The organism is Enterococcus sp. NBRC 3427, assembly GCF_007996925.1.
Classification (GTDB): domain Bacteria; phylum Bacillota; class Bacilli; order Lactobacillales; family Enterococcaceae; genus Enterococcus_B; species Enterococcus_B lactis.
Genome location: NZ_BJLL01000009.1, coordinates 47,008 through 70,075, shown reverse-complemented (window position 1 = coordinate 70,075; position 23,068 = coordinate 47,008). Strand labels below are relative to the sequence as shown.

At 36.7% G+C, this 23,068-nt stretch carries 25 protein-coding genes, 1 other RNA gene and 1 pseudogene; 13 read left to right on the top strand and 14 right to left on the bottom strand.

What is annotated here, in order from left to right; all coding sequences use genetic code 11:
- Positions 1-50: 50 nt before the first annotated feature.
- From ESP02_RS03675 to ESP02_RS03670, 3 genes are all read right to left on the bottom strand, one after another.
- Positions 51-605 (bottom strand): hypothetical protein, encoded by a 555-nt coding sequence (locus ESP02_RS03675; RefSeq protein WP_038398692.1) that lies wholly within the window; start codon positions 603-605, stop codon positions 51-53.
- Between the two features lie 62 nt (positions 606-667).
- Positions 668-820, bottom strand: a complete 153-nt coding sequence (locus tag ESP02_RS13260) for a hypothetical protein (RefSeq protein ID WP_162846314.1) — start codon at positions 818-820, stop codon at positions 668-670.
- Entirely contained in the window at positions 817-1,041 is a 225-nt protein-coding gene (locus ESP02_RS03670) for a helix-turn-helix transcriptional regulator (protein WP_038398690.1), read from the bottom strand. Before ESP02_RS03670 ends, ESP02_RS13260 begins: the two co-directional genes overlap by 4 nt.
- A 171-nt stretch (positions 1,042-1,212) precedes the next feature.
- Between ESP02_RS03670 and ESP02_RS03665 the strand changes: the two genes are divergently transcribed.
- From ESP02_RS03665 to ESP02_RS03635, 7 genes and pseudogenes are all read left to right on the top strand, one after another.
- Positions 1,213-1,539, top strand: coding sequence for a helix-turn-helix transcriptional regulator (locus ESP02_RS03665; RefSeq protein ID WP_010732290.1), 327 nt, complete (start codon positions 1,213-1,215; stop codon positions 1,537-1,539).
- A 31-nt stretch (positions 1,540-1,570) separates the two neighbouring features.
- Positions 1,571-2,017: an ImmA/IrrE family metallo-endopeptidase gene (locus ESP02_RS03660; RefSeq protein WP_080114445.1), complete on the top strand. Its 447-nt coding sequence runs from the start codon at positions 1,571-1,573 to the stop codon at positions 2,015-2,017.
- A 59-nt stretch (positions 2,018-2,076) separates the two neighbouring features.
- Positions 2,077-2,676 (top strand): glycine zipper family protein, encoded by a 600-nt coding sequence (locus ESP02_RS03655; protein WP_146925987.1) that lies wholly within the window; start codon positions 2,077-2,079, stop codon positions 2,674-2,676.
- Positions 2,666-2,767: pseudogene (locus ESP02_RS03650) on the top strand (SHOCT domain-containing protein); the annotation flags it as partial. The gene ESP02_RS03655 and the pseudogene ESP02_RS03650, both read left to right, overlap by 11 nt.
- Before the next feature lie 136 nt (positions 2,768-2,903).
- Positions 2,904-3,470: a DUF5067 domain-containing protein gene (locus tag ESP02_RS03645; protein ID WP_010728285.1), complete on the top strand. Its 567-nt coding sequence runs from the start codon at positions 2,904-2,906 to the stop codon at positions 3,468-3,470.
- Between the two features lie 121 nt (positions 3,471-3,591).
- On the top strand, positions 3,592-4,458 hold the full coding sequence (locus tag ESP02_RS03640) for a hypothetical protein (RefSeq protein WP_010728284.1): 867 nt from the start codon (positions 3,592-3,594) through the stop codon (positions 4,456-4,458).
- A 178-nt stretch (positions 4,459-4,636) separates the two neighbouring features.
- The gene (locus ESP02_RS03635; RefSeq protein ID WP_038398688.1) at positions 4,637-5,860 is read left to right on the top strand and encodes a site-specific integrase; all 1,224 of its coding nucleotides are present in this window, start codon (positions 4,637-4,639) and stop codon (positions 5,858-5,860) included.
- A gap of 102 nt (positions 5,861-5,962) precedes the next feature.
- On the opposite strand, the gene ESP02_RS03625 is transcribed toward ESP02_RS03635, so the two are convergent.
- Together ESP02_RS03625 and gdhA are read right to left on the bottom strand one after the other, a co-directional pair.
- Entirely contained in the window at positions 5,963-7,309 is a 1,347-nt protein-coding gene (locus tag ESP02_RS03625; protein WP_002290415.1) for a glucose-6-phosphate isomerase, read from the bottom strand.
- A 111-nt stretch (positions 7,310-7,420) separates the two neighbouring features.
- Positions 7,421-8,770 carry an NADP-specific glutamate dehydrogenase gene (gdhA, locus tag ESP02_RS03620; RefSeq protein WP_038398686.1) on the bottom strand — a complete coding sequence of 450 codons (1,350 nt, stop codon included), beginning with the start codon at positions 8,768-8,770 and terminating at the stop codon, positions 7,421-7,423.
- 116 nt (positions 8,771-8,886) lie between these two features.
- Here gdhA and ESP02_RS03615 point away from each other — a divergent pair, with 116 nt between their 5' ends.
- Positions 8,887-10,140 carry an NAD(P)/FAD-dependent oxidoreductase gene (locus tag ESP02_RS03615; RefSeq protein ID WP_038398684.1) on the top strand — a complete coding sequence of 418 codons (1,254 nt, stop codon included), beginning with the start codon at positions 8,887-8,889 and terminating at the stop codon, positions 10,138-10,140.
- A gap of 70 nt (positions 10,141-10,210) precedes the next feature.
- On the opposite strand, the gene ybaK is transcribed toward ESP02_RS03615, so the two are convergent.
- Genes ybaK through ESP02_RS03600 form a run of 3 tightly spaced genes read right to left on the bottom strand, consistent with a single transcriptional unit; the run spans position 10,211 to position 12,665 of the window.
- Positions 10,211-10,696, bottom strand: coding sequence for a Cys-tRNA(Pro) deacylase (gene ybaK / locus ESP02_RS03610; RefSeq protein WP_002290411.1), 486 nt, complete (start codon positions 10,694-10,696; stop codon positions 10,211-10,213).
- Between the two features lie 22 nt (positions 10,697-10,718).
- Positions 10,719-11,471: a type I 3-dehydroquinate dehydratase gene (aroD, locus tag ESP02_RS03605; RefSeq protein WP_038398682.1), complete on the bottom strand. Its 753-nt coding sequence runs from the start codon at positions 11,469-11,471 to the stop codon at positions 10,719-10,721.
- Positions 11,472-11,486: 15 nt separating this feature from the next.
- A complete protein-coding gene (locus ESP02_RS03600; protein WP_038398680.1) occupies positions 11,487-12,665 on the bottom strand; it encodes a class I SAM-dependent rRNA methyltransferase in 1,179 nt (392 codons plus the stop codon).
- Between the two features lie 228 nt (positions 12,666-12,893).
- On the opposite strand from ESP02_RS03600, the gene ESP02_RS03595 reads away from it, so the two are divergent.
- The 3 genes from ESP02_RS03595 (at position 12,894) to ESP02_RS03585 (ending at position 16,410) form a co-directional block, all read left to right on the top strand.
- Positions 12,894-15,014 (top strand): LTA synthase family protein, encoded by a 2,121-nt coding sequence (locus tag ESP02_RS03595; protein ID WP_010732280.1) that lies wholly within the window; start codon positions 12,894-12,896, stop codon positions 15,012-15,014.
- Positions 15,015-15,185: 171 nt separating this feature from the next.
- Positions 15,186-15,911 (top strand): FtsX-like permease family protein, encoded by a 726-nt coding sequence (locus ESP02_RS03590; RefSeq protein ID WP_038398678.1) that lies wholly within the window; start codon positions 15,186-15,188, stop codon positions 15,909-15,911.
- Positions 15,901-16,410: a hypothetical protein gene (locus ESP02_RS03585; RefSeq protein ID WP_038398676.1), complete on the top strand. Its 510-nt coding sequence runs from the start codon at positions 15,901-15,903 to the stop codon at positions 16,408-16,410. The genes ESP02_RS03590 and ESP02_RS03585 overlap by 11 nt, the downstream gene beginning before the upstream one ends.
- 72 nt (positions 16,411-16,482) lie before the next feature.
- On the opposite strand, the gene ESP02_RS03580 is transcribed toward ESP02_RS03585, so the two are convergent.
- From ESP02_RS03580 to ESP02_RS03570, 3 genes are read right to left on the bottom strand one after another with little or no spacing between them, the layout of a single operon-like run.
- Entirely contained in the window at positions 16,483-17,931 is a 1,449-nt protein-coding gene (locus tag ESP02_RS03580) for a HAMP domain-containing sensor histidine kinase (protein WP_038398675.1), read from the bottom strand.
- Positions 17,931-18,647, bottom strand: coding sequence for a response regulator transcription factor (locus tag ESP02_RS03575; protein WP_002290404.1), 717 nt, complete (start codon positions 18,645-18,647; stop codon positions 17,931-17,933). The genes ESP02_RS03580 and ESP02_RS03575 overlap by 1 nt, the downstream gene beginning before the upstream one ends.
- Entirely contained in the window at positions 18,628-18,978 is a 351-nt protein-coding gene (locus ESP02_RS03570) for an SdpI family protein (protein WP_002290403.1), read from the bottom strand. The genes ESP02_RS03575 and ESP02_RS03570 overlap by 20 nt, the downstream gene beginning before the upstream one ends.
- A 143-nt stretch (positions 18,979-19,121) precedes the next feature.
- On the opposite strand from ESP02_RS03570, the gene ESP02_RS03565 reads away from it, so the two are divergent.
- Positions 19,122-19,895, top strand: a complete 774-nt coding sequence (locus ESP02_RS03565) for a Cof-type HAD-IIB family hydrolase (RefSeq protein WP_038398672.1) — start codon at positions 19,122-19,124, stop codon at positions 19,893-19,895.
- 169 nt (positions 19,896-20,064) lie between these two features.
- Positions 20,065-20,431, top strand: a transfer-messenger RNA (tmRNA) gene (ssrA, locus tag ESP02_RS03560).
- An 845-nt stretch (positions 20,432-21,276) separates the two neighbouring features.
- On the opposite strand, the gene ESP02_RS03550 is transcribed toward ssrA, so the two are convergent.
- The 3 genes from ESP02_RS03550 to budA all read right to left on the bottom strand — a co-directional run bounded on the left by ESP02_RS03550 (position 21,277) and on the right by budA (position 23,059).
- Positions 21,277-21,537 carry a hypothetical protein gene (locus ESP02_RS03550; RefSeq protein ID WP_002289617.1) on the bottom strand — a complete coding sequence of 87 codons (261 nt, stop codon included), beginning with the start codon at positions 21,535-21,537 and terminating at the stop codon, positions 21,277-21,279.
- A gap of 185 nt (positions 21,538-21,722) precedes the next feature.
- A complete protein-coding gene (locus ESP02_RS03540; RefSeq protein WP_038398671.1) occupies positions 21,723-22,220 on the bottom strand; it encodes a GAF domain-containing protein in 498 nt (165 codons plus the stop codon).
- A gap of 128 nt (positions 22,221-22,348) precedes the next feature.
- The gene (gene budA / locus ESP02_RS03535; RefSeq protein WP_002313570.1) at positions 22,349-23,059 is read right to left on the bottom strand and encodes an acetolactate decarboxylase; all 711 of its coding nucleotides are present in this window, start codon (positions 23,057-23,059) and stop codon (positions 22,349-22,351) included.
- Between the last annotated feature and the right edge of the window lie 9 nt (positions 23,060-23,068).

Genomic DNA, 23,068 nt, shown 5'->3' with positions numbered 1-23,068 from the left:
TGGCTTCTTTTTTGGAGCTAAAGGAACCACTTTTTCCATTTGTGAAACTTTCATTTTAACTCTCCTTTCATATATCCTTGATTTACCCAGTACGATAATCGCTGCTCACTGAGCTTACGGATGTCGATACCAAGCATTTCGCATAATGCACTGATAAGAGTTACTTCAACCATAATCTCGTCTAAAAACTCATAGGCGTATGAGATTATTTGTTGACGATCGTCAGCGGTTAAATAATTGACTTGTTTAAGAAGAATTTTCTCAACTTCTTGTTTCTTCTGCTTACGTTCGTCAGATTCAATCATTTGCAACTTATCTAATGAAGATGGATCTCTTCTATAAACATCACCATCAATTGATTTGAATAGACCGAAAAACTCATGAATCACTTGAAGAGTAAAATCAGAATCTCGAAAGTGATCAGTTAAAGCTTGGGCATTTTCAAGTGTGACTGGCTTTGTATTATGTGGCGTTGACCAATCGCTTAGTGATTGTTGTGATACATTGATTTGCCTTGCTATTTCCTTCTTGGTTTCACCACTCTTATTAATCGCTTCAACTAACGGCTCTCTAATCACCACTGATTGTTTTAGCATTTTCCCCACTCCTTTTTCTTATTTACCCACATAGTAATATGAACAAATTCCCTATATTATTGATTTATAAATCAAACAAAAGCCGCTTCATCTAATTCTCGTTGAAGTTCTTTTTGAACTTCTGCAACTAAGCGATCAAGTTGATCATCGTTAGCGCATTTGATGATGTGAATCAATCGTGGTCTAGCATCAAGTACAATGTTTATTTTTTCTTGTCGTGTCATTTGGTAACCCCCTTACGTGTCAATTCGCGTCTTTCTTTCTCAAAAAAAATAGTCCAGTCGAATTCTAATGCGGATGCTATACGCATAGCATTCTCGACAGATGGTCTACGTCTTCCTTGCTCTATAGATGAATACGTTGTTCTTGGTATATCAGCTAATCGAGCTACTTCATCTTGCGTCATTTTTTTTGATGTCCGCATTTTAACTAGCCAGTTATTCATTAAAAACCACCCTCCTTTCAACGTGTCGAATTGCGTACTTTTATAGTACTACGCATTTTGACACGTGTCAACGATAAAATACTCTTTTTGACACATTTTTTTGTTTATATTTATTATACGCAATATGCATAGTATGATTAATACGAAACGAATCATTAGGAGGTGTAAAAAATGTTTGGTAATCGTTTAACAGAATTAAGAAAACAAAGAAATTTAACCCAAAATGATATGGCAAAATTATTAGGTGTTGCTAGAACTACGTACTCATCTTACGAACAAGGCAGAAGAACTCCTGATGTAGAAATCCAAAACAAAATTGCAGACTATTTTGGAGTAACTTTAGATTATCTTCATGGAAGAAACCAAAAGAATGATTCGACTTATACTAAAAAACAACAAACTGTTGCTGCTCACATTGATGACGATGTTTCAGATGATGAAATGAAGGAAATATTAAATTTCATTGATTACATTAAAAATAGAGATCACAGTAAGTAGGTGTTGTTGAGTGGATAAGGTCGAAAAATTCATGTCTAAGTTTCCCAATTTAGAATATAAATTTGAAAAGTATATGCCAGAGAAACAAAAAGGATTGTATATCGATAATGTCATTTATTTAAATCCAGAACAATCAATTCAAGAAATGGCAAGCACTATAACTGAAGAAATCGGTCACCACTTATCTAGCGTTGGGGATATTGTCGATCAGGACACTAATGAAAAAAGAAAACAAGAACAAAAAGCTAGAGATATTGGCTTTACACTGCTGGTTACTCCACAAGATTTTATAGATTGTTATAATGAAAGATTCACATTTATGTGGGAATCAGCAGAATTTCTAGGCATAACAACAGAGGCGTTAAAAAATGCAGTTAGAACATATTCTAAGATTTATCCAGACGGTCTAGCTTATAAGAACTATAAAATCTTATTCAAGGCTAATGGAACTGTAGGCGTTTTCGAGTGGTTTGATTGATTGCTGTAAAGTATTATGAATTTCTAAATATTATAAATATAAATAATGGAGTGAGAAGCATGGGCTTGTTTGGCAATAGCCAAAAGAAAGAAGAAAAAATAAAAAAAAAATTATTAATTCAAGAAGAAAATGAAGAAAAGAAATTACTAAAAAAAAGACAACAAGAAGAAAACTTAAGAAAATTAAAAGATTTTACTCCTAATAGAACAATTGAGAAAAGTATTTTTATAGATACAGAAAAACGACAATTTAAAATCAAGGGGCTCTTTAATTCTAGTTCTATTTATGATTTAGATAAAATAAACAGTTACGAATTAGTCGAAAATGGAACTTCTATTTCTTCAGGAGGATTAGAAAGAGCTGCTATAGGTGCCCTAGCTTTTGGTGGTGTAGGAGCCATCGTTGGAGCAGTTACTGGTAAAAAGAAAGATAATACTATTATAGAGCATCTTAATATAAAAATTAATATGAATGATCTGGATAAACCAGTTATATATTTGCCACTGATCAGTAAGAAAACAAAACGTAGCTCAATGTTATATAAAAATGCTATTGTACAAGCTGATAAAATATTATCAACTTTAGACATATTGTTAAAAGAAACCTCTAAAAATACAAATAAATATTATAGCAGAAAATCAAGTATTTTCTCCTGCTGATGAGTTAAGAAAATATAAAGAACTTTTAGACGACGGAATAATTAACCAAGAAGAATTTAATATAAAGAAAAAGGAATTATTGGATTTATAGAAATCATCTCTAAATTGAGAAATTAACAAATTTATACGGACTTCCTGAAAGCGCGTATAGATTTTTAATCTAATTGGCGGCTACTACTTCCTGCCTCAAAGTGGGAGTAAATTATTTTATTTTTTTGGAGGAAAATATGAAAAAAATAGTTGGGATAGGATTGATTTTGTTTTTGAGCATCACATTAGGTGCTTGTGGTAACAACGATTCAAACTCTGATGTGCCTAAAAAAACGACTACTAATACTTCTACAATGGTTACTTTAGAGAGCAGCAACTCTATGGATTCAAGTACTGAAGAAAAATCTACAAGTGATACAACTTTTGAAGACGATTCATCAAAGATTGTAATAAAAAACACTGAAGAATTATCTAGCCAATATGATCCAAATAAAAAAATATTAGCTATTGAAATTCAATATACTAATAAATCTGACAAAGCTCAAAGTCCTTGGATGGCATTCGCTACATCAATCAAACCTATACAGGAAACAGATAAAACCGAAGAACTATTGAATGGAGCAAATGGCTTGTTCCCTCAAGACTACAAACCAGATCTTGTAAAGATGGGCGATACAGATGTTAAGCCTGATGCTACTGTTGATGCGGTTGTTGGTGTAGAAATTATTTATCCAGGTTCTCCTATTATCATGAAAGATTTTATGGATAATGGAAGTTTTGAAAAAACTATCCCTACTAATTAAAAAGGTTGGCCTTCGGGCTTTCTTTTTGTTAAGGCTTTATTAAGGGCGACTATCACTACCTGCCTTCAAGTGGGAGTAAATACTTGATTTACCCAGTGATATATTCAACAAGGAGGAATAAATGAGTACGTTTTTAATTTTAGTTGGGTTCTTTGGTTTTCTATTTGGAGTATGTTTTTTAGTATATTCTTTTTTCTCCAAGAAGAAACGTTCAAAGAAAAAGATTAGTATTGGAATTCTAGTAGCTTTTATAGTTATGGTAATCGGAGGGGCTCTTGCTCCACCAACAACTGGACAAGCAGATGTACACAAAGACGCTAAATCTTCATCTTCTAGTGTATCTGTCTCTTCTGAAAGCCGAGAAAAAGATGAAAAAAAGGCTAAAGAATTAGCTAAAAAGAAAAAGGCCGAAGAACAAAAAGCTAAAGAAGCTGAGAAAAAGCGCCAAGAAGAACAGAAAGCTAAAGAGGCTGAGAAAAAACGCCAAGAAGAACAAAAAGCTAAAGAAGCTGAGAAAAAACGCCAAGAAGAAATTAATCAAAAAACTTCAACAGCTAAAACCATTCTAGAACAAGCAGAAGCTAATCCAACTAGAGATAACTACAATGCAGCATTATCAGCTATCCAATCTATACCTGGTGGAAACCAAGAATTATTAAATCGCTTAGTCAATGTTGATTCAACTATAAAATCTAATGAGGCAGCTGAAGCAGAACGACAAAAGCAACAAGCTGCTGAAGCTCAGCGTCAAGCTCAAGAACAGCAAGCTGCTGAAGCTCAACGTCAAGCTGAACAACAAAATAATTCATACACTGTTGATGGCCAGTGGTCTATCGCTGCAAATGGTATGGTTTTCGCTCGTTCAGATAGTGGAAAATACTATTCTCGTGTTACAAATCCAAATAATTATCAATATATGACTCAAATAGATGCTGATAATGCTGGGTATAGTCGTGCCCCACGAGGGAATCAATACGCTCGGCCCTAATTAGTTGCATTGTAATAGTTTAAGATCAGCCTTCGGGCTTTTCTTTTTAAAACAAAAAGAACATAAGTTCGTACAAAAACTCTGTTAATACGACGCTTTTCTAAATATTCGTTCAAATAACATACCTCCCCTAAAATATTCTTATTATTAGGAATGAAATACGAAAGGATTGATTTTAATGGCTTCCATTAAAAAGTACTATTTAAAAAAATCAAAAGAATATCGTTATGAAGTCTATATATCAAATGGAATTGATCCTGGTACTAAGCTACAGAAAAAGATTCATAAAAAAGGGTTTAAAAGCCATGAAGAAGCAGAAAGATTCGCAAAAATTGTCGAAGGCGAAATAGCTTCGGAAGAATATACACAAAAAAACCCTAAAAATTTGACTATAGAAAAGTTTATGGACGATTGGATTAATAACTATAAAATGAATGTTAAAGAAGGTACAAGAATTGTTCACAGAGCAAATATTAAAATGTACATCAATCCATATATTGGAAAATATAAACTAGATAAATATACTAGAGCTGATCATCAAAGATTCATCAATCAGTTACTTACTAAAAAGGGTTTGGGGAGAACTAAGGAAGGTCTCTCAGTAACAACAGCCAAAAGTATTAACGCCACTCTTAGCAATGCTTTCAAAAAAGCTATTCAGTTAGGATATATAAAGAATAACCCTACTAGTTTTGTTGAGTTTCCAAGAAATCCATCTGATAAAAAGAAAGTTAAATATTATACTTTTGATCAATCTGAACTATTTCTCGAATTTGCCAAAAAAGAAAAATCATTTATATGGTATCCCTTTTTTCTTATTATATTTGATCAAGGATTGCGAAAATCAGAAGCTTTAGGGCTTCAATGGGCTGATATTGATTTTTCTCAGAATACACTTAATATTAATCGTGAACGTCTTGGGGCTGCTGAAAAAGGACCTAACAAAGGTTTGATTATTACAGATGACACAAAAACCCCATCTGGTACACGATCATTACCTATGACAAAACGAGTAAAGAAAGCCTTATTGACTTTAAGAAATCAAGTAATAAAAGAATTTGGTTTTTTACCTGAAACAGATGACTACGAAGCATTTATTTTTATAAATACTTACGGTAAAAATAAAGGTATTCCAATAAGAGATCGAACCGTTAACGGTGCTTCTCATAGAATTGAAAAACGTGCCAATCTCCCCCACATAACTGTGCATGATGGTAGACATACTTTTGCAGCTAGAACGAGACAAGCAGGAATACCTTTAGAAGATATCAAAGATTTTTTAGGTCATAAAGATGTTTCTACTACACAAGTCTATGCCCATATTTCTCCCGAAGTGAAAAAAAGATCAATGAATCAACTAGAAAACTATATAGAAGAGCAAATAAAAAAGCACTCAAATTGAGTGCTTTTTTAAGTTCACTATCACTAAAACTATCACTAATTTTATTTAGAAGCGAACATGTTTCTATCACTGATTTTTTAAATCTAGCGAAAAGCCCTTATTTTAAAGGCGTTCGTTCAATTCTTTGGCAAGATCTTCAAAGCCTGGTTTGCCTAGAAGCGCGAACATGTTTTTCTTGTAAGCTTCTACACCTGGTTGGTCGAATGGGTTGATTCCATTCAAGTAACCTGAAATACCTACAGCAATTTCAAAGAAGTACATTGTGTAACCCAATGTGTAAGCATCCATTTCTGGAATTTTGACTAGCAAGTTAGGTACGTCACCGTCTGTATGAGCAAGCAATGTTCCTTCAAATGCTTTTGTATTTACGAAGTCCACTTCTTTTCCTTGCAAGTAGCCTAGACCGTCTAAGTCTTCTGCTTGTTCAGGAATCGTGATTGATTTACGAGGTTTTTCAACTTTCACAACTGTTTCAAAAATATTGCGGCGTCCTTCTTGGATGAATTGTCCTAAAGAGTGCAAATCAGTTGAGAAGTTTGCGCTTGAAGGATAGATGCCTTTTTGGTCTTTCCCTTCAGATTCGCCATACAATTGTTTCCACCATTCTGAGAAGTATTGCATTCCTGGTTCATAGTTGATCAACAACTCAGTTACTTTGCCTTTACGGTAAAGAATGTTGCGCATTGCTGCGTATTGGTAAGCTTCGTTTTCTTCTAGTTTGTCGCTTGAATAAGCTTTGCTTGCATCAGCAGCTCCTTGCATCAATGCGTCGATATCTGCTCCACTAACAGCGATTGGTAACAAACCAACAGCCGTCAATACAGAGAAACGTCCGCCGATGTCATCAGGAATCACGAAAGTTTCCCAACCTTCTGCATCTGCTTCTACCTTAACTGCACCTTTTGCTTTGTCTGTTGTAGCGTAGATACGTTTGTTTGCTTCTTCTTGTCCGTATTTCTTAACAAGAAGCTCTTTGAATACACGGAAAGCAATCGCTGGTTCAGTAGTTGTTCCAGATTTTGAAATAACGTTTACTGAAAAGTCACGATCACCGATTACTTCGATCAAATCAGCGATATATGTTGAACTGATTGAATTTCCGGCAAAGAAGATTTGTGGTGCTTTGCGTGTGTCGCTATCTAATAGATTGAAGAATGTGTGATTCAAGAAGTCGATCGCTGCACGAGCGCCTAAATAAGAACCACCGATACCGATAACAACTAATACTTCAGAATCAGATTGGATTTTTTTAGCTGCTTCTTTGATACGTGCAAATTCTTCTTTATCATAGTTCGTTGGTAAATCTATCCAACCGCGGAAGTCGCTTCCTGCGCCAGTTCCTTCCCGTAATTCGTTGTGGGCTGCTGTTACTTGGCTTTGCATGTACCCTAACTCATGTTCATTGACAAACGGTGCTACTTTTGAATAGTCAAAATGAATGTGTGCCATTTGTTCTCCTCCTTATAGGTTTACTCTACAGGTAATACTTTACGTTTTTTTTTATTATTTTTCAAGCAAATAAACAAAATGCTGACAATATTTCCAAGAAAGTTTCATTTTTTAAACTAAACCTTCTGCTGCCATTGCTTTGGCAACTTTTTCAAATCCAGCAACATTTGCTCCAAGAAGCAGATTCTTTTCGTCACCATACTCAGCGGCTGTTTGGCGACATGTATGGTAAATCGTTTCCATGATTTGATCCAGCTGCTCATCCACTTGCTCTCTTTCCCAAGTCAATCGCTGGGCGTTCTGACTCATTTCTAAAGCAGATACTGCCACTCCTCCAGCATTAGCAGCTTTTCCTGGACAATACCACACGCCTGCTTCATGAAGAACAGAAACAGCTTTTACTGTACATGGCATATTAGCGCCTTCTGCTACGATTTTGATCCCATTTTCTACTAAGATTTCAGCCAAGCTTTCGTCTATTTCATTTTGAGTAGCACATGGCAAAGCGATATCCGCTTTTTCTTTCAATGTCCAAACAGATTCTCCAGCATGATAAACAGCAGAAGGACGTTGGTTCGCGTATTCTGTTAAACGTTGGCGCTTGATTTCTTTGATTTCTTTCAATAGTGACACGTCTATTCCTTCTGGATCATAGATATACCCGTTGGAATCTGAACATGTAACCACTTTTCCACCTAGTTCTTGCACTTTTTCGATTGCATAAATGGCTACATTCCCGCTTCCGGAAACAAAAACTGTTTTTTGATCAAATGAATCTTTTTCTTCGTTCAATAGATGTTTGACATAATAGACCAATCCGTATCCAGTCGCTTCTGTACGTATCTTACTTCCCCAAAAATCCAGAGGTTTACCTGTCAACACACCAGTATCATATTTTTTCAATCGTTTATATTCGCCAAACAAATAACCGATCTCTCTAGCTCCTACACCGATATCTCCTGCAGGAACATCAATTGATGGCCCGATATGTTTTGACAATTCCAACATGAAACTTTGACAAAAACGCATGACCTCATTATCAGATTTCCCTTTAGGATCGAAGTCACTTCCACCTTTTCCTCCGCCGATTGGCAGACCGGTTAAACTATTCTTGAAAATCTGTTCAAAAGCCAAAAATTTCAAGATACTTAGGTTGACACTGGGATGGAAGCGTAATCCACCTTTATAAGGGCCGATAGCTGAATTGTATTGGATACGGTAGCCTCTATTTACTCGCCAGTTTCCTTTATCATCTTGCCAAGGGACTCGAAATTGAATAATTCTTTCTGGTTCTGTTAAAAGTTCTAAAATATTCTTTTTGATATATTCGGGATGAGTGTCCAAAAAAGACATCACTGTGGGCATAAATTCATCGATTGCTTGTAAAAATTCTTCTTGTCCTTGATCCTTTTGATGTAGCTTTTCTTGAATTGCTTGAACATATTCTGTTGCGTTTGTCATCGTTCCACGCTCCTTTGCTTATCTTCCCTCATTTTAGCTCATTTTCTCTTTTGGCTCAAAACATTTTTTTCTGTTTTCTTTCTTCAAATATGCTACACTTTCCTTGAGGTGAGGGAATGGAAAAACTGTATGATGTGATCGTAGTCGGCGCTGGAACAAGCGGGATGATGGCAGCGATCAGTGCAGCTGAACAAGGCGCACGCGTACTTTTGATCGAAAAAAACAAAAAAGCAGGAAAAAAACTACTGATGACAGGTGGTGGTCGGTGCAACGTCACGAATAATCGTCCTGTTGATGATTTAATCGCACATATTCCTGGAAATGGAAAGTTTTTATATAGTACATTTGCGCAATGGAATAATTTCGATATCATGAACTTCTTTGAATCACAAGGCGTACATTTAAAAGAAGAGGATCATGGACGGATGTTTCCTGTGACAAATAAATCAAAAACGATTATTGAAGCATTGCTCAATCGTCTGAAAGAACTAGATGTGACGATCCTATTCGCTACTCGGGTAGAGAAATTGATCCACAAAGAACATAAAATTTACGGTATACGCACGGAATTCGAAGAGTTCCATGCTCCTGCCGTTATCTTAACGACTGGTGGTCGGACTTATCCCTCTACTGGTTCTACTGGAGATGGGTACAAGATCGTGAAGCGAGTGGGTCACACGGTGACGCGTCTTTATGCGACAGAGTCCCCCTTGATATCGGATGAACCGTATATTCAGGAGAAAACACTTCAAGGGCTTTCTTTACAGGACATCACTTTACGTGTTCTAAATAAAAAAGGCCGTGTATTGACTGAACATACGATGGATTTGCTTTTCACCCATTTCGGTATTTCTGGTCCGGCTGCACTGCGTTGTTCAAGTTTTGTCAATAAAGAATTAGAAAAAACGGGAGAACCAGTGACACTTTCTCTGGATTGTTTCCCTACACAAACCAAACAAGAGCTTATTCATTTATTGACAGAAAAAAGTAAAACCACCAAAAAGAACTTGGTAAATGCTTGGCACGGTCTATTACCTGAGCGATTGTTGGTTTTCTTTCTTGAGCGGCTTGAAATGGACAGCCTAACAGGACAACAAGCCTCTCAAAAACAAATTCAAGATTTCGTTCAATTATGCAAAGAGTTTAAGTTATCGATCAACAAGACTTTTCCTATTGAGAAATCATTTGTAACTGGCGGAGGGGTTTCTCTAAAGGAAATTCATCCTAAAACGTTGGAGAGTAAAATCATTGATGGTCTGTATTTTGCCGGAGAATTACTGGATGTCAATGGTTATACTGGCGGCTTTAATATCACAGCGGCTTTCGCTACAGGACATGTAGCAGGAATGAATGCTGGGCAAAGAGCATAATGTATAAAAAAGAAAGAAGGAGACTGGGCAAACAACATCCCGGCCTCCTTCTTTCTTTTATACGTATGATTTATTGTTTTATATCTGCAAATTGTCCGCTCGTTAATGCACAGATATCTTGCGGTGCTAATTCCATCTGCAGCCCTCTTCTGCCAGCTGATACAATGATTTGATCATAGTTTTCTGCGATTTGATCTAAATAAGTAGGAAATAGTTTTTTCATTCCTATAGGCGAGCAGCCACCACGTATGTATCCGGTCGTTGCTTCCAAATCTTTTAAATGAAGCATTTCTACTTTTTTATTCCCTGAAACTTTTGCTAATTTTTTTAGATTCAATTCGGCTTCTCCTGGTATCACAGCAACAAGAGGCCCCGTCACATTGCCCACAGCAACCAGTGTTTTAAATATACGAGATTGGCTCTCTGGGAGCTGTTCGGCGACAGAGGACGCACTTAGATGGTTTTCATCCCATTCATATTCGTGTTCTGTATAGGGAATCTTTTTTTGTTCGACCATACGGATCGCATTCGTTTTTACTATTTTTTTCTTTGCCAAAAAATATCACCTCAAACTTGTTCTACAACGGTTCATTTAATAATTGGATAATTTGCTTCAATGCTTTGACCGGTAATTGTCCTGGTGCAGAAGCATTGCTTAAGGAACCAAACGTCATGACGGAGCCTGTCGTTCCGCCAGCCAGACGAGAAATTTTCCCCAGATCGCCCATAGACATCGTAATGATAGGCATGGAGACAAAAGCATTTGCCCGTCTAGTCAACTCCATCAATCGCAAAACATCTCGTTCATTGTTGGGAGTCACTGCCAACTTTCCGATATCAGCGCCAAAATGTTCCATGACATTCAGTCGGTAAAGCAAGACAGGGTCAGCTGGTGTTTCTTTAAAATCATGACTACTGATGATCAAAGGGATATCTAAAGATTTGATTTCCTCTATCAGTCCTTTCCCTAAACTTTCAACTTTGAACAACTCGATATCGACCATATCTACTAATCCAGTGTGTATCACATATTCATAAAGGTCGCGATACTGACGAATCGATATGTCTTGTTCTCCGCCTTCAGCTAAGGTACGGAACGTAAATAATAACGGCAGTCCATCAAGCATCTCATGGATAAGAACCAATGTTTCTGCAACTTCATCAAAAGAAAAAACCTCACGATAATGATCGACTCGCCATTCTACTAAGTCGGCCCCTGCTTCACGTGCAAGAACTGCTTCACGTAATACTTCCTCTCGGACGGCTCCGATAAGAGGCGCACAAATCTTTGGTCTACCGCTTCCTATATTCAATCCCTTTATCCGAACCACTCTGCATCGCTCCTTCTAATGGTTATTTTTAATTTGATAAACAAACACTTTCAGATAATTGCCTTCTAAAAAGGTATCCGTCGTCTGGAAATCTTTTGGCAGACGATATAAAGCAAGTTGTTCAAAAGAAACATTCTTGGCATGGAATTCCTCTTCGATCATTGTTTGGAATTGTTCGATCGAGACATTCGCAGCATTTGTAGACGCAATAAGTATCCCGTTTTCTGCTAAAATATCCAGACTATCCTTGACCAGTTCCCCATAATCTTTTGCTACGCGAAAGACTTTTTTCTTGTTTCTGGCAAAACTTGGTGGATCCAATACAATCATGTCATATAAAAATTGTTTTCTTTTTGCGTATTTGAAATACTCGAATACGTCCATAACAATGATTTTTTGCTGATCGACATCCAGGCCATTCACTTCAAACTGTTCCTGTGTTTTTTTCAAACTGCGTTTTGCTAGATCGACACTTGTCGTTTCGATTGCCCCTCCCATTGCGGCAGCAACAGAAAAGGCGCCGGTATAACTAAACATATTCAAAACTGTTTTCCCAGAAGCGAAGCCTTCTGCTAATGATCCCCGTACTTCTTTTTGGTCTAGAAAGATACCAGTCATTAATCCTTCATTCAAATAAACGGCAAATTTTACTCCGTTTTCTTTTACGACCAAGGGCTCCGGTGCCTCTTTTCCGTAAATGAACTGGCTCTCAGGCAGATTCACTGATTCAAAACGAATTTTCTCATATCCGCCGATGATTTCCGGATAGATTTCACGAAAAGCTTGAATCAATAATTCACGATGTGTATATAACGTCTCGTTATACCAAGAAAAAACAGCATAACCTGCATAATAATCAATAATCAGACCGCCGATTCCGTCTCCTTCTCCATTGAATACACGAAAAGCGGTAGTAGAATCATCTGTAAAAAAGAAAGTTCTTTTTTCTTTTGACTTCACAAAAAGTTCTTCAAAAAATGATTGATCAAATGGGATATCCTGCTGGCTCAATACCCAACCGATCCCTTTATTCTGCTTTCCTAGATATCCTTTTGCGATAAATTGGTTTTGCGGATCAACTAATTCCACCCATTGCGTGGTTTCTTTTTGGGGATGTGCAAGGTCTTCTTTTTGGATCAGTGGATATCCTTTTTTCAATCGACTGCTTGCTCTTTTTTTTACTTGTACTTTCATTCCTTCACCTGCTTTAGCTTTCTCTTCTCAAGTATAACAAAAAACATAGGTCTTGTCTTACTGCTCCTTTTTCATCAAGCTTAAAGAAAACCTTAATGAAACAGCACAAAGTTCTGGTTTCAATTGACACTATATTGTCATACTAGTAAAATAAATGAGAATAAGTGAGCTGTGTAACATGGTTTCATGACACTTCTGTGATTAAGAAGTGCAGAAAGGAAGATTATCTTGAAATATATAAAAACACCTGCCTTTTTGAATAAGAGGCTCGGATTTTTTTCTTTACTAGTCGTTTTACTTTGGTTGAAAACGATTTTTGCCTATTTGGTCGATTTCCATCTCGGAATTGAAAGTGGCATTCAATACTTTATCTTGTTTATCAATCCTATTGCAACTACACTGTTATTACTTGGAATTGCTCTTTATATCAGACGCCCTAGAGTTGCTTATATCACAATGATGGTCATTTATTTTCTTTTGACATTGCTTGTTTTTTCGAATGTCACTTATTATCGAGAATTCACGGACTTCATTACGATCAACACGATTTTAGGTGCTGGGAAAGTAGCAAGTGGTCTGGGCGAAAGTGCCATTCGACTGTTTCGCCCATATGACGTGATCTATTGGATTGATTTCATTCTCTTGACTGTTCTACTGATCGCCAAAAAAATCAAGTTGGACCCTCGTCCGATTCGAGCAAGAATGGCTTTTGCGATCTCTACATTAGCCGTTATGATTTTCTCAGGAAATCTTTTTATGGCGGAAGCTGATCGTCCAGAATTATTGACTCGTACATTCTCTCGGGATTATTTGGTCAAATATCTTGGCTTGAATGCGTTCATGGTTTACGACGGCGTTCAAACTTACCAGACAAACCAAGTGCGGGCAGAAGCAAGCCCCAATGATATGAAAGAAGTAGAAAATTATGTAAAAGAACATTACGCAGCACCAAATGATGATTTGTTTGGACTTGCTAAAGGAAAAAATGTGATTTATATCCATTTAGAAAGCTTCCAACAATTCTTGATCGATTATAAATTGACAGATGAGAATGGTGTCCAGCATGAAGTTACACCTTTCATCAATAGTCTTTACCACAGCAATAGCACGTTCAGTTTTGACAACTTTTTCCATCAAGTAAAAGCAGGAAAAACAAGTGATGCGGAAACGCTGATGGAAAATTCATTGTTTGGCTTGAATCAAGGCTCCTTGTTCACACAATTAGGCGGAAAAAATACTTTCCAAGCTGCACCTGATATTTTAAGTCAAACAGAAGGTTACACAAGTGCAGTGTTCCATGGGAACGCCGGCACATTCTGGAATCGAAACGAGACCTATAAGAATTTAGGATATGATTATTTCTTCGATTCTTCTTATTATGACGTTAATGATGACAATTCGTTCCAATATGGTTTGCATGATAAACCATTTTTCCAACAATCTGTACAATACTTGGAACGTCTGCAACAACCATTTTATTCAAAATTCATTGCTGTATCTAACCATTATCCTTATTCGAAATTCACCAATGACGAAGCTGGATTCCCGTTAGCCAATACAAACGATGAAACGATTAACGGTTACTTCGCGACAGCCAATTATTTAGACACTGCCGTACAAGAATTCTTCAACTATTTGAAAGAAAGCGGCTTGTATGATAATTCAGTTATCGTTCTTTACGGTGACCATTATGGTGTCTCGAATTCTAGAAATAAAAATCTAGCTGAACTAGTTGGAAAAACAAGTTCTACTTGGACAAATTATGACAATGCACAAATGCAGCGTGTCCCTTATATGATCCATATTCCTGGACAAACACAAGGCGGGATCAATCACACTTATGGCGGCCAAGTTGATGCTTTGCCTACACTGCTCCATTTACTAGGTGTAGATACAAAAAATTATATTCAGTTAGGACAAGATCTATTCTCGAAAGATCATGAACAGCTTGTTTCTTTCCGTGATGGCGATTTTGTTACTCCAAAATATACTTACTACGGTGGTACCATCTACAGTAACGAAACTGGTGAAGCCATTACTGAACCTACTGAGGAAGTACAAAATGAAATTGATTCACTCAAAGAAAAAGTTGATAAACAGTTAGCTGTTTCTGATCAAATCAATAACGGTGATCTTCTTCGGTTCTATACGAATAGTGGATTAGATCCAATTGATACCAGTGATTATGACTACAAGAATGGCTTAGAGAAATTAAAAGAAGCTGAAAAATCTCTAGGTGACAAATCAACTAGTGTCTTTAGTCAACACAACGGACAATCAACTGTTGATCTTTATAAAACACAAACGTATCAAGAACTTCACGGAACGACCACAAGTTCTTCCGAATGACAAATCAAATCTGAAAGGAGCTGTGACAAACATCTTGTCGCAGCTCTTTTTTCACAACCTCTTGCTTTTTGCAAGAGGTTTTCTGGTTTTGGTTTTAATTCGTGATTTTACTAAAGGAATTTCATACTTTATTCATATTCATTTTTTATACTTTTTATAGAGGTGAAAAGTATGAAAATGATCCGCTATGCTACTGCTCGATTAATTTATTACAAAAAGCAGACAATACTCTATTGTTTATTTTCAAGCTTTTCTGCTTTTTTATTGATAGCATGCCTGACTCTTTACCATTTGCAATCGGCTTTAGCGAATCAAGTCCAAGATCGGCTTTCATTTATCGGTGCTTCTGCATCTACGGAGCTTCTTCCGGCTTTAGAATTAGCTAGCCGATTTTATCTAAAAGGCATATTCAGTTTATTTTTTCTGTTTGCCTTCTTTTTTATCTTTTTCTTTTACTATTCACTCAGGCAAAACCAGCAAGAATTGATGAATTGGCGCCTGACTGGTCTTTCTAAAGCCAAACTGTTCCTTTTTATTTTTTGGCAGCTGTTCTTTCCTCTCTTTCTTTGTTGTATCTTGGTTTTATTGTGGATCGTCAGCTTCCAGTCGATTTATGAAACACTGCTTCAAAGGATCAATTTTCTTGTCTTAAAGACTGCTGAGCTGCCAGATATCCGTGATATCTTGACTTCAGTAAGCGGACTTACGATTCCGATGGATCAGCAGACTTTCTTTACTATCGATTTTCAAAATGATCTGTTTTTCACAGATATTCTTAGAGGCTTTGCCCAAACACTTGTTGGACTTAGCGGGTGCTGTCTGATTCTCAGCCTATTCCCATTCACTTTTTTTATCCATCACTTGCAAAGCAGGAGGCCTAAACGTAATGAAACCTGAATATTTGATTAACGCTGACCATTTGACCGTTATCTTGTGTCCCCTCGAAAAACAGGATAAGATATTGGAGCACTTAAAAAAAGAAGTTCTAGTTGCTAATCTGGAAAATTTCGCCATCGTTCAAAAAGATTGGCCAATGTTTCCTTACCTAAAGCTCAAAGACCATGTGCTGTTAGATTTACCAGAAAAGGGAATCAAACAAGATCGTTTAGCCTATCAAGAAAAACTTGATATCTCTTCTTCATTACTTAATTGTGCGGCGACTGATCTTACGCCTTTTGAGAAAGTAAAGCTTCAATTGCTTCATGCGTTGCTTTCCAAACGAAACAATATTGTTATTGAAGATACATTTGATGAACTTAGTATATTGGAGATCCAAGAACTGCTCCACTTGCTTTCTTATTTAGCTCATGAAGAAAATCAAGGTATTTTACTCTTTACGCATGACGCTACTATTGCCCAAAGTCCTTACATTGATCGTTTAGAGCCTGCGGGTTAAATCAGTCATTTTATTATAAGAAAACAAGCGATATAGAAGATCGATTCATGATCTTTTATATCACTTGTTTTTTTACTCTTCTTTGATTTCTACGTCAGGCAAACGAACAGTGAATTTCGTTCCTTTTCCTAGTTCGCTTTCTACTTCTAATTTTCCTTTATGCAGGCGAACAAGCTGCTGCACGATTGGTAAACCTAATCCTGATTCACCATATTTTGTATTTTTTCTTGAAGGATCCACTTTATAATAGCGATCCCAGATACTTTTCATTTGTTGTTCAGACATTCCAATTCCCGTATCTTCGATTGTGATGATCGTTTCAAGATAACCTTTTTCCAGGGTAACCATGATTTGGCCGTTTTCGGTAAATTGTATCGCGTTTTGAATAATATTGACCATGATTTGGACAAAACGGTCATAATCAGCGTAAATATCGATATCATCATCGGCTTTCAGTGTCAACGTATCCCCTGCTGCCTCTGCTTTAGCTTCTAACTGGGCAACAATATTCCTCAATGTTTCTGTACCATTGAATTTTTTGATGACCATACTGATTTGATTCGTACGGATTTTTTCATAATCCAAATTTTCATTCACTAAACGGATCAGACGCTCTGTTTCATTCTTCATCAATTTAATCGCGTTTTCTCGCTGATTCTCAGGGATTGCATTGTATTCCAACCCTTCCAGAAGACCGTTGATTGTCGTAAGAGGTGTTCTCATCTCATGGGAAGCATCTGCCATGAATTGTCTTCGACGATTTTCTTGTTCTTCGATTTCTGCTTGAGATTCTTTCAGTGAATTCGTCATTTTATTGAAATCATCTGCTAACTCATCAAATTCATCTTTATCATGTACGGGAAGCTGTACATCAAAATTGCCATTCGTCACTTCTTTCGTCGCATTCCTTAAACGATTGATCCGCTTGACTTGGAATGCTGCAAAAGCATAACTGGCAATGACCGCCACAATACTGGAAAAAATGAAACCTTTGAACAGGTTCAGTGTAATTGGACGAACACTGTTATCGATATTCCGCGCAGGTTGACTGACTACAAGTGCTCCATAGAATTCATGATTCAAATTGAATGGTACAAGTGCGTAAGAGGTCGCCTGTGCTTGTCCTAAAATGTTTTTATTCGATGTGAATTTTTCTTGACGCCCACTCCTCAGATTTTTCCATTGATCCGTTGTTAAGGTAAAGTTCAGCAGTGCTGTATTGGTCGGATAAATGACACGTTCATTTTTGTCGATGAATATAAAATTCACATTTTGTTCTGTCAGTACTTGCTCCGTCAACAGCAATGCATTTTGAAATGCCTGATCTTGACTGAACTGCGGAAGTGTATCGGCATAGGTTTGCGTTGTCTTTTCAACTGATTCAGCGTATCCAAACAGTTGCTGATAATTGTTTTCTTCAATCGTCTGTTTTGTCAGTTGCGTAAAAGAAACTCCGACGATCAATAAGATCAACGCGACCATTCCACAAAAAGCTAAGAGTTGCTGATACAAATAACGCATTAGGCAACACCAGAATCATCAAATTTGTAGCCGACTCCCCAAACAGTTTGGATAACTTGTGGTCCGACTTTTTCAATTTTTTGACGCAATTTCTTGATATGGGCATCTACTGTCCGTTCATCACCAAAATACTGGTAATCCCAGACTAGTTCAAGCAACTGTTCCCGAGAAAATACTTGTCGTGGTTTTTTTGCTAAAGTAAACAATAGATCGAATTCTTTAGGCGTCAAGCCTTCAATGGGCCGATTGTCCAGATATGCTTCTCGTGTTTTCGTATTCATCTTGAAATGACTGGTCTCAATATCAAAATGGTCATCTGAAACCGCTGCTTCTTCTCTTGCTTCTGCCAGCTCGCTACGGCGATGTAAAGCTTTCATTCGAGCAATAAGCGTCAGAGGACTGAAAGGTTTCGTCACATAATCATCTGCCCCCATCTCTAAGCCAATCACCTGATCACTTTCAGAATCTCTAGCTGTCAGCATGATAATCGGCACTGTGCTTGAAACTTTGCGGATCTCTCTTCCTACTAGCATGCCGTCCATTGTAGGCAAATTCAAGTCCAATGTAATCATGTCCCAATGTTGGGGGTTTTCTAAAAAGGCGTCGAGCCCTTCTTTTCCATCATACTTGAAGGTTGCTTCCCAACCTTCATTTAAGAAAAACATCTGCATCATTTCAGAAACAGATTGATTATCTTCAATCATTAAAATATTCATTATCGTTCCCTCCAGTTTCCAGGTCATATCTCTGTAATTTTTTTTCTGTCATAATAAAAATGGGCATAATTGGAAATACCAATAATAGCATTTCAATCAAAAAATAATTCGTATGTCCAGACGTCTTTAAATAATAACCGATCAATGTCATCAGTAAGCCCATAAGGAAAAACCAGTTCCCGCTTGTCTTTTGTGCTAGTCGCCAATGAGCGTCTGTTTTTGCGGCAAGAGGCGAATGGTACCCATAAAAAGGCAGGTTTCCTTTTGAGGGCAGAATCCGAAAAAGACTGCCAATTATTAAGAATAAGATACCAATACTGAAAAAAATCATTCTTTCCCTCCTAAATTCTCTTCTTATAGTATACTCTATATTGTTGACTGAACCAATATGTTCAGGAATTCTTCACGAAAGGTTTGTCTTTTGTTCATTCTTTGTTAAGATAAACTTATTCCAATAAAAAAGGAGTTTTATTTGTGTCAAATTATCGTGCAATCACTTTCTTTGATCTTGATGGAACATTACTAGATGCGAAGTCAAAAATCACACCCGAAGTGGCAAAAGCTATGAACGCATTAAAAGAAAACAACGTTCTTCCCGTCATCGCCACAGGACGTACAGAAGCAGAAATCCACTCGATCATGGAAGATGCGGGCATTACTTCTGCGGTCACCATGAACGGTTCTTTCATTCGAGTAAACGGTGAAGAAATCTACTCTCAAACATTTTCTTCAGAAGAATGTCAAAAAATGTATGATCATGTACAGTTGAATGGGCACGAACTTTCTTACTATAACGACCAGAAAATCTGGTGTACCGGTCATAGCCAAACAATGATCGATGCTTATGACTTTATCCATTCAGATGTGCCGGAAATAGATCCTCTAGGCTTTAAAGACAATACAGTAAATATGTTGCTTATCTTATCTCAATCGGGTGACGAATACTATCATGAACATTTTCCTGAGCTAACTTTTTATCGGAATGGTCCTTACTCGATTGATACAGTGAAGAAAGGAATCTCAAAAGGCGCAGGTGTCAAACGACTGAAAAAAGAACTTCAATTAGAAGAAGTTCCTACTTTTGGATTTGGCGATGGTCCGAATGATTTTGCCTTGTTGGAAACTTGCGACAACAAAATCGCTATGGGCAATGCCTATGATGGATTAAAAGAGCTTTCTACTTTCATCACAAAGAAAAATACAGAAGGCGGGATTGTCCACGCATTGAAGCATTTTGATCTGATTTAAGGACATTTTTTCGAAACTGGACCCTTTCTAAAAAAATCACTTATTTTTTCTTAAGAAAGGGACAGTTTTATATAAATAATGGGGTATCATCCGCTTTTTTATTGAATTTATCCCAAGATGTGCTATACTGATTTTGTATGAAAAATACACGTAACCCTTGTTAGCTAACGGGGACGTTACGGATTCGACAGGCACAGTCGAGCTTGAATTGCGTTTCGTAGGTTACGTCTACGTAAAAACGTTACAGTTAAATATAACTGCTAAAAACGAAAACAACTCTTACGCTTTAGCTGCCTAAAAACAGTTAGCGTAGATCCTCTCGGCATCGCCCATGTGCTCGAGTAAGGGTCCTAACTTTAGTGGGATACGTTTCAACTTTCCGTCTGTAAGTTGAAAAAGAGAATATCAGACTAGCGATACAGAATGCCTGTCACTCGGCAAGCTGTAAAGCGAAACCTCAAATGAGTTGACTATGAACGTAGATTTTTAAGTGGCGATGTGTTTGGACGCGGGTTCGACTCCCGCCGTCTCCATATATGTATGGTTGAGACTAATAGATACTGTAAAAAACGTTGATAAATCAACGTTTTTTTATTTTGGCTTAAAATAAATTTGAATTTTTTGCTTTTTATTTAACAATTAGAATTTCGCGTATATTGCCACACTTAGTTTTTCTTCGTCAACAGTCTTTCCTTCAATAATTTTCTTTATAGATTTATCCGTTTTAACTTTATTAGTTCCTATAAAAAAATACCAATCAAAAATTACCATAAATAATGAGTATCTATTTAGAAAACATTAGAAATAACCAGTAAAATGAACGGCCAATTGTACTTTTACTGGTCATTTATAGAATTTTTTTAAGGAGATAGAATATTATTAATACGTGACACTTCCATTTATGTCAAATGTTTTGGCCCGCTCATTACTTTCAAATCGAAGAAAATACGTGCCAGAAGTTAATGAACTCGTGAAGGTGCCGTTGCTAGTTCCAGAAAAATTCCTAGAAGAAACTATAGTTGAGCCTATCAGATTCTGCCGTGCAATAGCAACATTCAACACAGTAGATGCTCCAGCACTCCGTCTAGTTAGATTATGCCTAACAGTATACGAACGTGTAGTTGAAGTAGACCAAAAGGACTTTAGAGATACCTTATATATAATCTAAAAGAAGCGAAGGAGAATTTCTGACAGTGAAGCAAACGAAACTAGTTTATATATACTGAACTAGATTCAGGTTGTATAGAGAATCAATTAAAGAAAATTTACAATTATTGTGCCACTTAAAAAGAAAAGAGACATATAAAAAACAACGCCAACTAAATAAAGTGCCTTCAAAAGCTTGGACTCCTCGCTTTTGAAGGCACTTTATTTAAAATCTTTATGAAACTAAAGTATGTTCATATTTATTGCTGTAATTATATAGATATTCTGTCGTTTCCAACTCATAAACGTGAGTGTATTTTGCCACTACTTTTCCGCATTTTTCTAATATTTCATTGCGATCGACGTCATGATATTCGTCTACGCAGATCACAACACAATTTTCTAATTTACTGATTACTTCTCCAACCACTTTTTGTTTCAAGCCAATAGGTTGGCAAATATATTTTTTCCCTAAAATGATAGTTTCGTTATTCATATTTCATCCATCCTTAATGTGTTTTTCATTATTTGAAATGATAATACCATTAAAATATGATTATGAAAACCAATAACACTTGTGATTTTATAAAAAAATAAAAAAACCGAAAAACAGATATGCCCACTGTCTTTCCGGCTCTTTTTATTTTTGATTTCTCTTCTTTTTTGTTTCAATAGTCAATTTTAATTATTAATAAATGAAAAATCATTTATATTAAAATTTGCTAATAAAAGATCTACATATTTTTCTAGAAATGCTTGATCGATTTCATCGTACCCTTTCGTTACTCCGCAATCGATATCTAAAACACCGATTAAATGACCTTCTTTTACCATTGGTACAACGATTTCTGATTGTGCGGCTGAATCACAGGAAATATAATTTTCATGTTTTTTGACATCGTCAACGATCAATGTCGCTTGTTTTTCAGCTGACTCTCCACAAACTCCTTTTCCCATCTTGATACGTGTGCAGGAAACTCGCCCTTGGAACGGTCCTAAAATCAATTCATTACCATCAAATAAATAGTATCCTGCAAAGACGGTCTCAGGTAATGTTTCATTCAACAATGCAGATGAATTTGCTAAGTTTGCTAACCAATTATCTTCTGCTTCTAATAATCCTTGTTGCTGTAATAATAGAATTTCGTATGCATCTTTTTTCTGTTTTTCTGTCCACATGATAAAAACCGCTCCTTTTTAATCTATGGAAAAGATTATAGCTCAGTTTTTTGGTAAACGCTAGGTTTGCTTCTCAAAAAAGCGAGATACGTTAGGTTGTTTACCTTAAACTCATCTCGCTGTCTTTTTTATTCTGCTTGTTGGATTTCTGCTGCTAAATCAGCATAATCAATCGTTTCGTGAACAAAAGTCGGATCATCAACTGGAAAGTGCTGTACAAGAGAAGAGATGCGGCTGATTTCCACGTTTCCTTCAGTTACTTCAAAATCCATTACATGTCCGCCAAATGTATGTGTATCATCGATAAAATGCAGATGAAATCCCGCTGCAGCAACTCCTTGGAATAATTCAGGCGTAAAGAACCCGACTAATGTTCCATGAATGTTGCTTTGTTGGAATTCTGGTTGAGACTCTGAAATTTTTGCTAGTCTTCGATAAGGTTTTTCTTGTTTCGGCATGATACGGATATGCATGTTTTTGAATAATCCAGTTATCTTCACTGCTAAAAATAGATTTTCCCCATCTTCTTTTACTAAGATGTCTTTTTTCAATTGTTCTCCATCTGCAGATTCTGAAACAGAAAAACTAGTATCTGGCGTAAAATCTGTAATTGCTGCATAGGGGGTAAGTTCACTTCCATCTAATTGGACAACTGAGCCATCTGATCTTCCTTGATAAGCTACGCCATCTAAAAAGATGACTTCACCATCAAGTCCATGCAATGTTCCCAATCCCAGAGTTCCTTTTTCCAATATGTGAGCAATCGTTTCTGTTCCATCCATCAAGCCGGCCATCAAAGCTCCTAATGTCCCGTGCTGGTATAAGATTTTTTCAGTCATGTCGACACC

Excerpts from the sequence above, each read along its gene's own strand:
- ESP02_RS13260 (WP_162846314.1), bottom strand. The coding sequence starts at position 820 with ATGACACGACAAGAAAAAATAAACATTGTACTTGATGCTAGACCACGA.
- ESP02_RS03670 (WP_038398690.1), bottom strand. The coding sequence starts at position 1,041 with ATGAATAACTGGCTAGTTAAAATGCGGACATCAAAAAAAATGACGCAA.
- ESP02_RS03665 (WP_010732290.1), top strand. The coding sequence starts at position 1,213 with ATGTTTGGTAATCGTTTAACAGAATTAAGAAAACAAAGAAATTTAACC.
- ESP02_RS03660 (WP_080114445.1), top strand. The coding sequence starts at position 1,571 with ATGTCTAAGTTTCCCAATTTAGAATATAAATTTGAAAAGTATATGCCA.
- ESP02_RS03655 (WP_146925987.1), top strand. The coding sequence starts at position 2,077 with ATGGGCTTGTTTGGCAATAGCCAAAAGAAAGAAGAAAAAATAAAAAAA.
- ESP02_RS03645 (WP_010728285.1), top strand. The coding sequence starts at position 2,904 with ATGAAAAAAATAGTTGGGATAGGATTGATTTTGTTTTTGAGCATCACA.
- ESP02_RS03640 (WP_010728284.1), top strand. The coding sequence starts at position 3,592 with ATGAGTACGTTTTTAATTTTAGTTGGGTTCTTTGGTTTTCTATTTGGA.
- ESP02_RS03635 (WP_038398688.1), top strand. The coding sequence starts at position 4,637 with ATGGCTTCCATTAAAAAGTACTATTTAAAAAAATCAAAAGAATATCGT.
- ESP02_RS03625 (WP_002290415.1), bottom strand. The coding sequence starts at position 7,309 with ATGGCACACATTCATTTTGACTATTCAAAAGTAGCACCGTTTGTCAAT.
- gdhA (WP_038398686.1), bottom strand. The coding sequence starts at position 8,770 with ATGACAAACGCAACAGAATATGTTCAAGCAATTCAAGAAAAGCTACAT.
- ESP02_RS03615 (WP_038398684.1), top strand. The coding sequence starts at position 8,887 with ATGGAAAAACTGTATGATGTGATCGTAGTCGGCGCTGGAACAAGCGGG.
- ESP02_RS03600 (WP_038398680.1), bottom strand. The coding sequence starts at position 12,665 with ATGAAAGTACAAGTAAAAAAAAGAGCAAGCAGTCGATTGAAAAAAGGA.
- ESP02_RS03590 (WP_038398678.1), top strand. The coding sequence starts at position 15,186 with ATGAAAATGATCCGCTATGCTACTGCTCGATTAATTTATTACAAAAAG.
- ESP02_RS03585 (WP_038398676.1), top strand. The coding sequence starts at position 15,901 with ATGAAACCTGAATATTTGATTAACGCTGACCATTTGACCGTTATCTTG.
- ESP02_RS03580 (WP_038398675.1), bottom strand. The coding sequence starts at position 17,931 with ATGCGTTATTTGTATCAGCAACTCTTAGCTTTTTGTGGAATGGTCGCG.
- ESP02_RS03575 (WP_002290404.1), bottom strand. The coding sequence starts at position 18,647 with ATGAATATTTTAATGATTGAAGATAATCAATCTGTTTCTGAAATGATG.
- ESP02_RS03570 (WP_002290403.1), bottom strand. The coding sequence starts at position 18,978 with ATGATTTTTTTCAGTATTGGTATCTTATTCTTAATAATTGGCAGTCTT.
- ESP02_RS03550 (WP_002289617.1), bottom strand. The coding sequence starts at position 21,537 with ATGAATAACGAAACTATCATTTTAGGGAAAAAATATATTTGCCAACCT.
- ESP02_RS03540 (WP_038398671.1), bottom strand. The coding sequence starts at position 22,220 with ATGTGGACAGAAAAACAGAAAAAAGATGCATACGAAATTCTATTATTA.
- budA (WP_002313570.1), bottom strand. The coding sequence starts at position 23,059 with ATGACTGAAAAAATCTTATACCAGCACGGGACATTAGGAGCTTTGATG.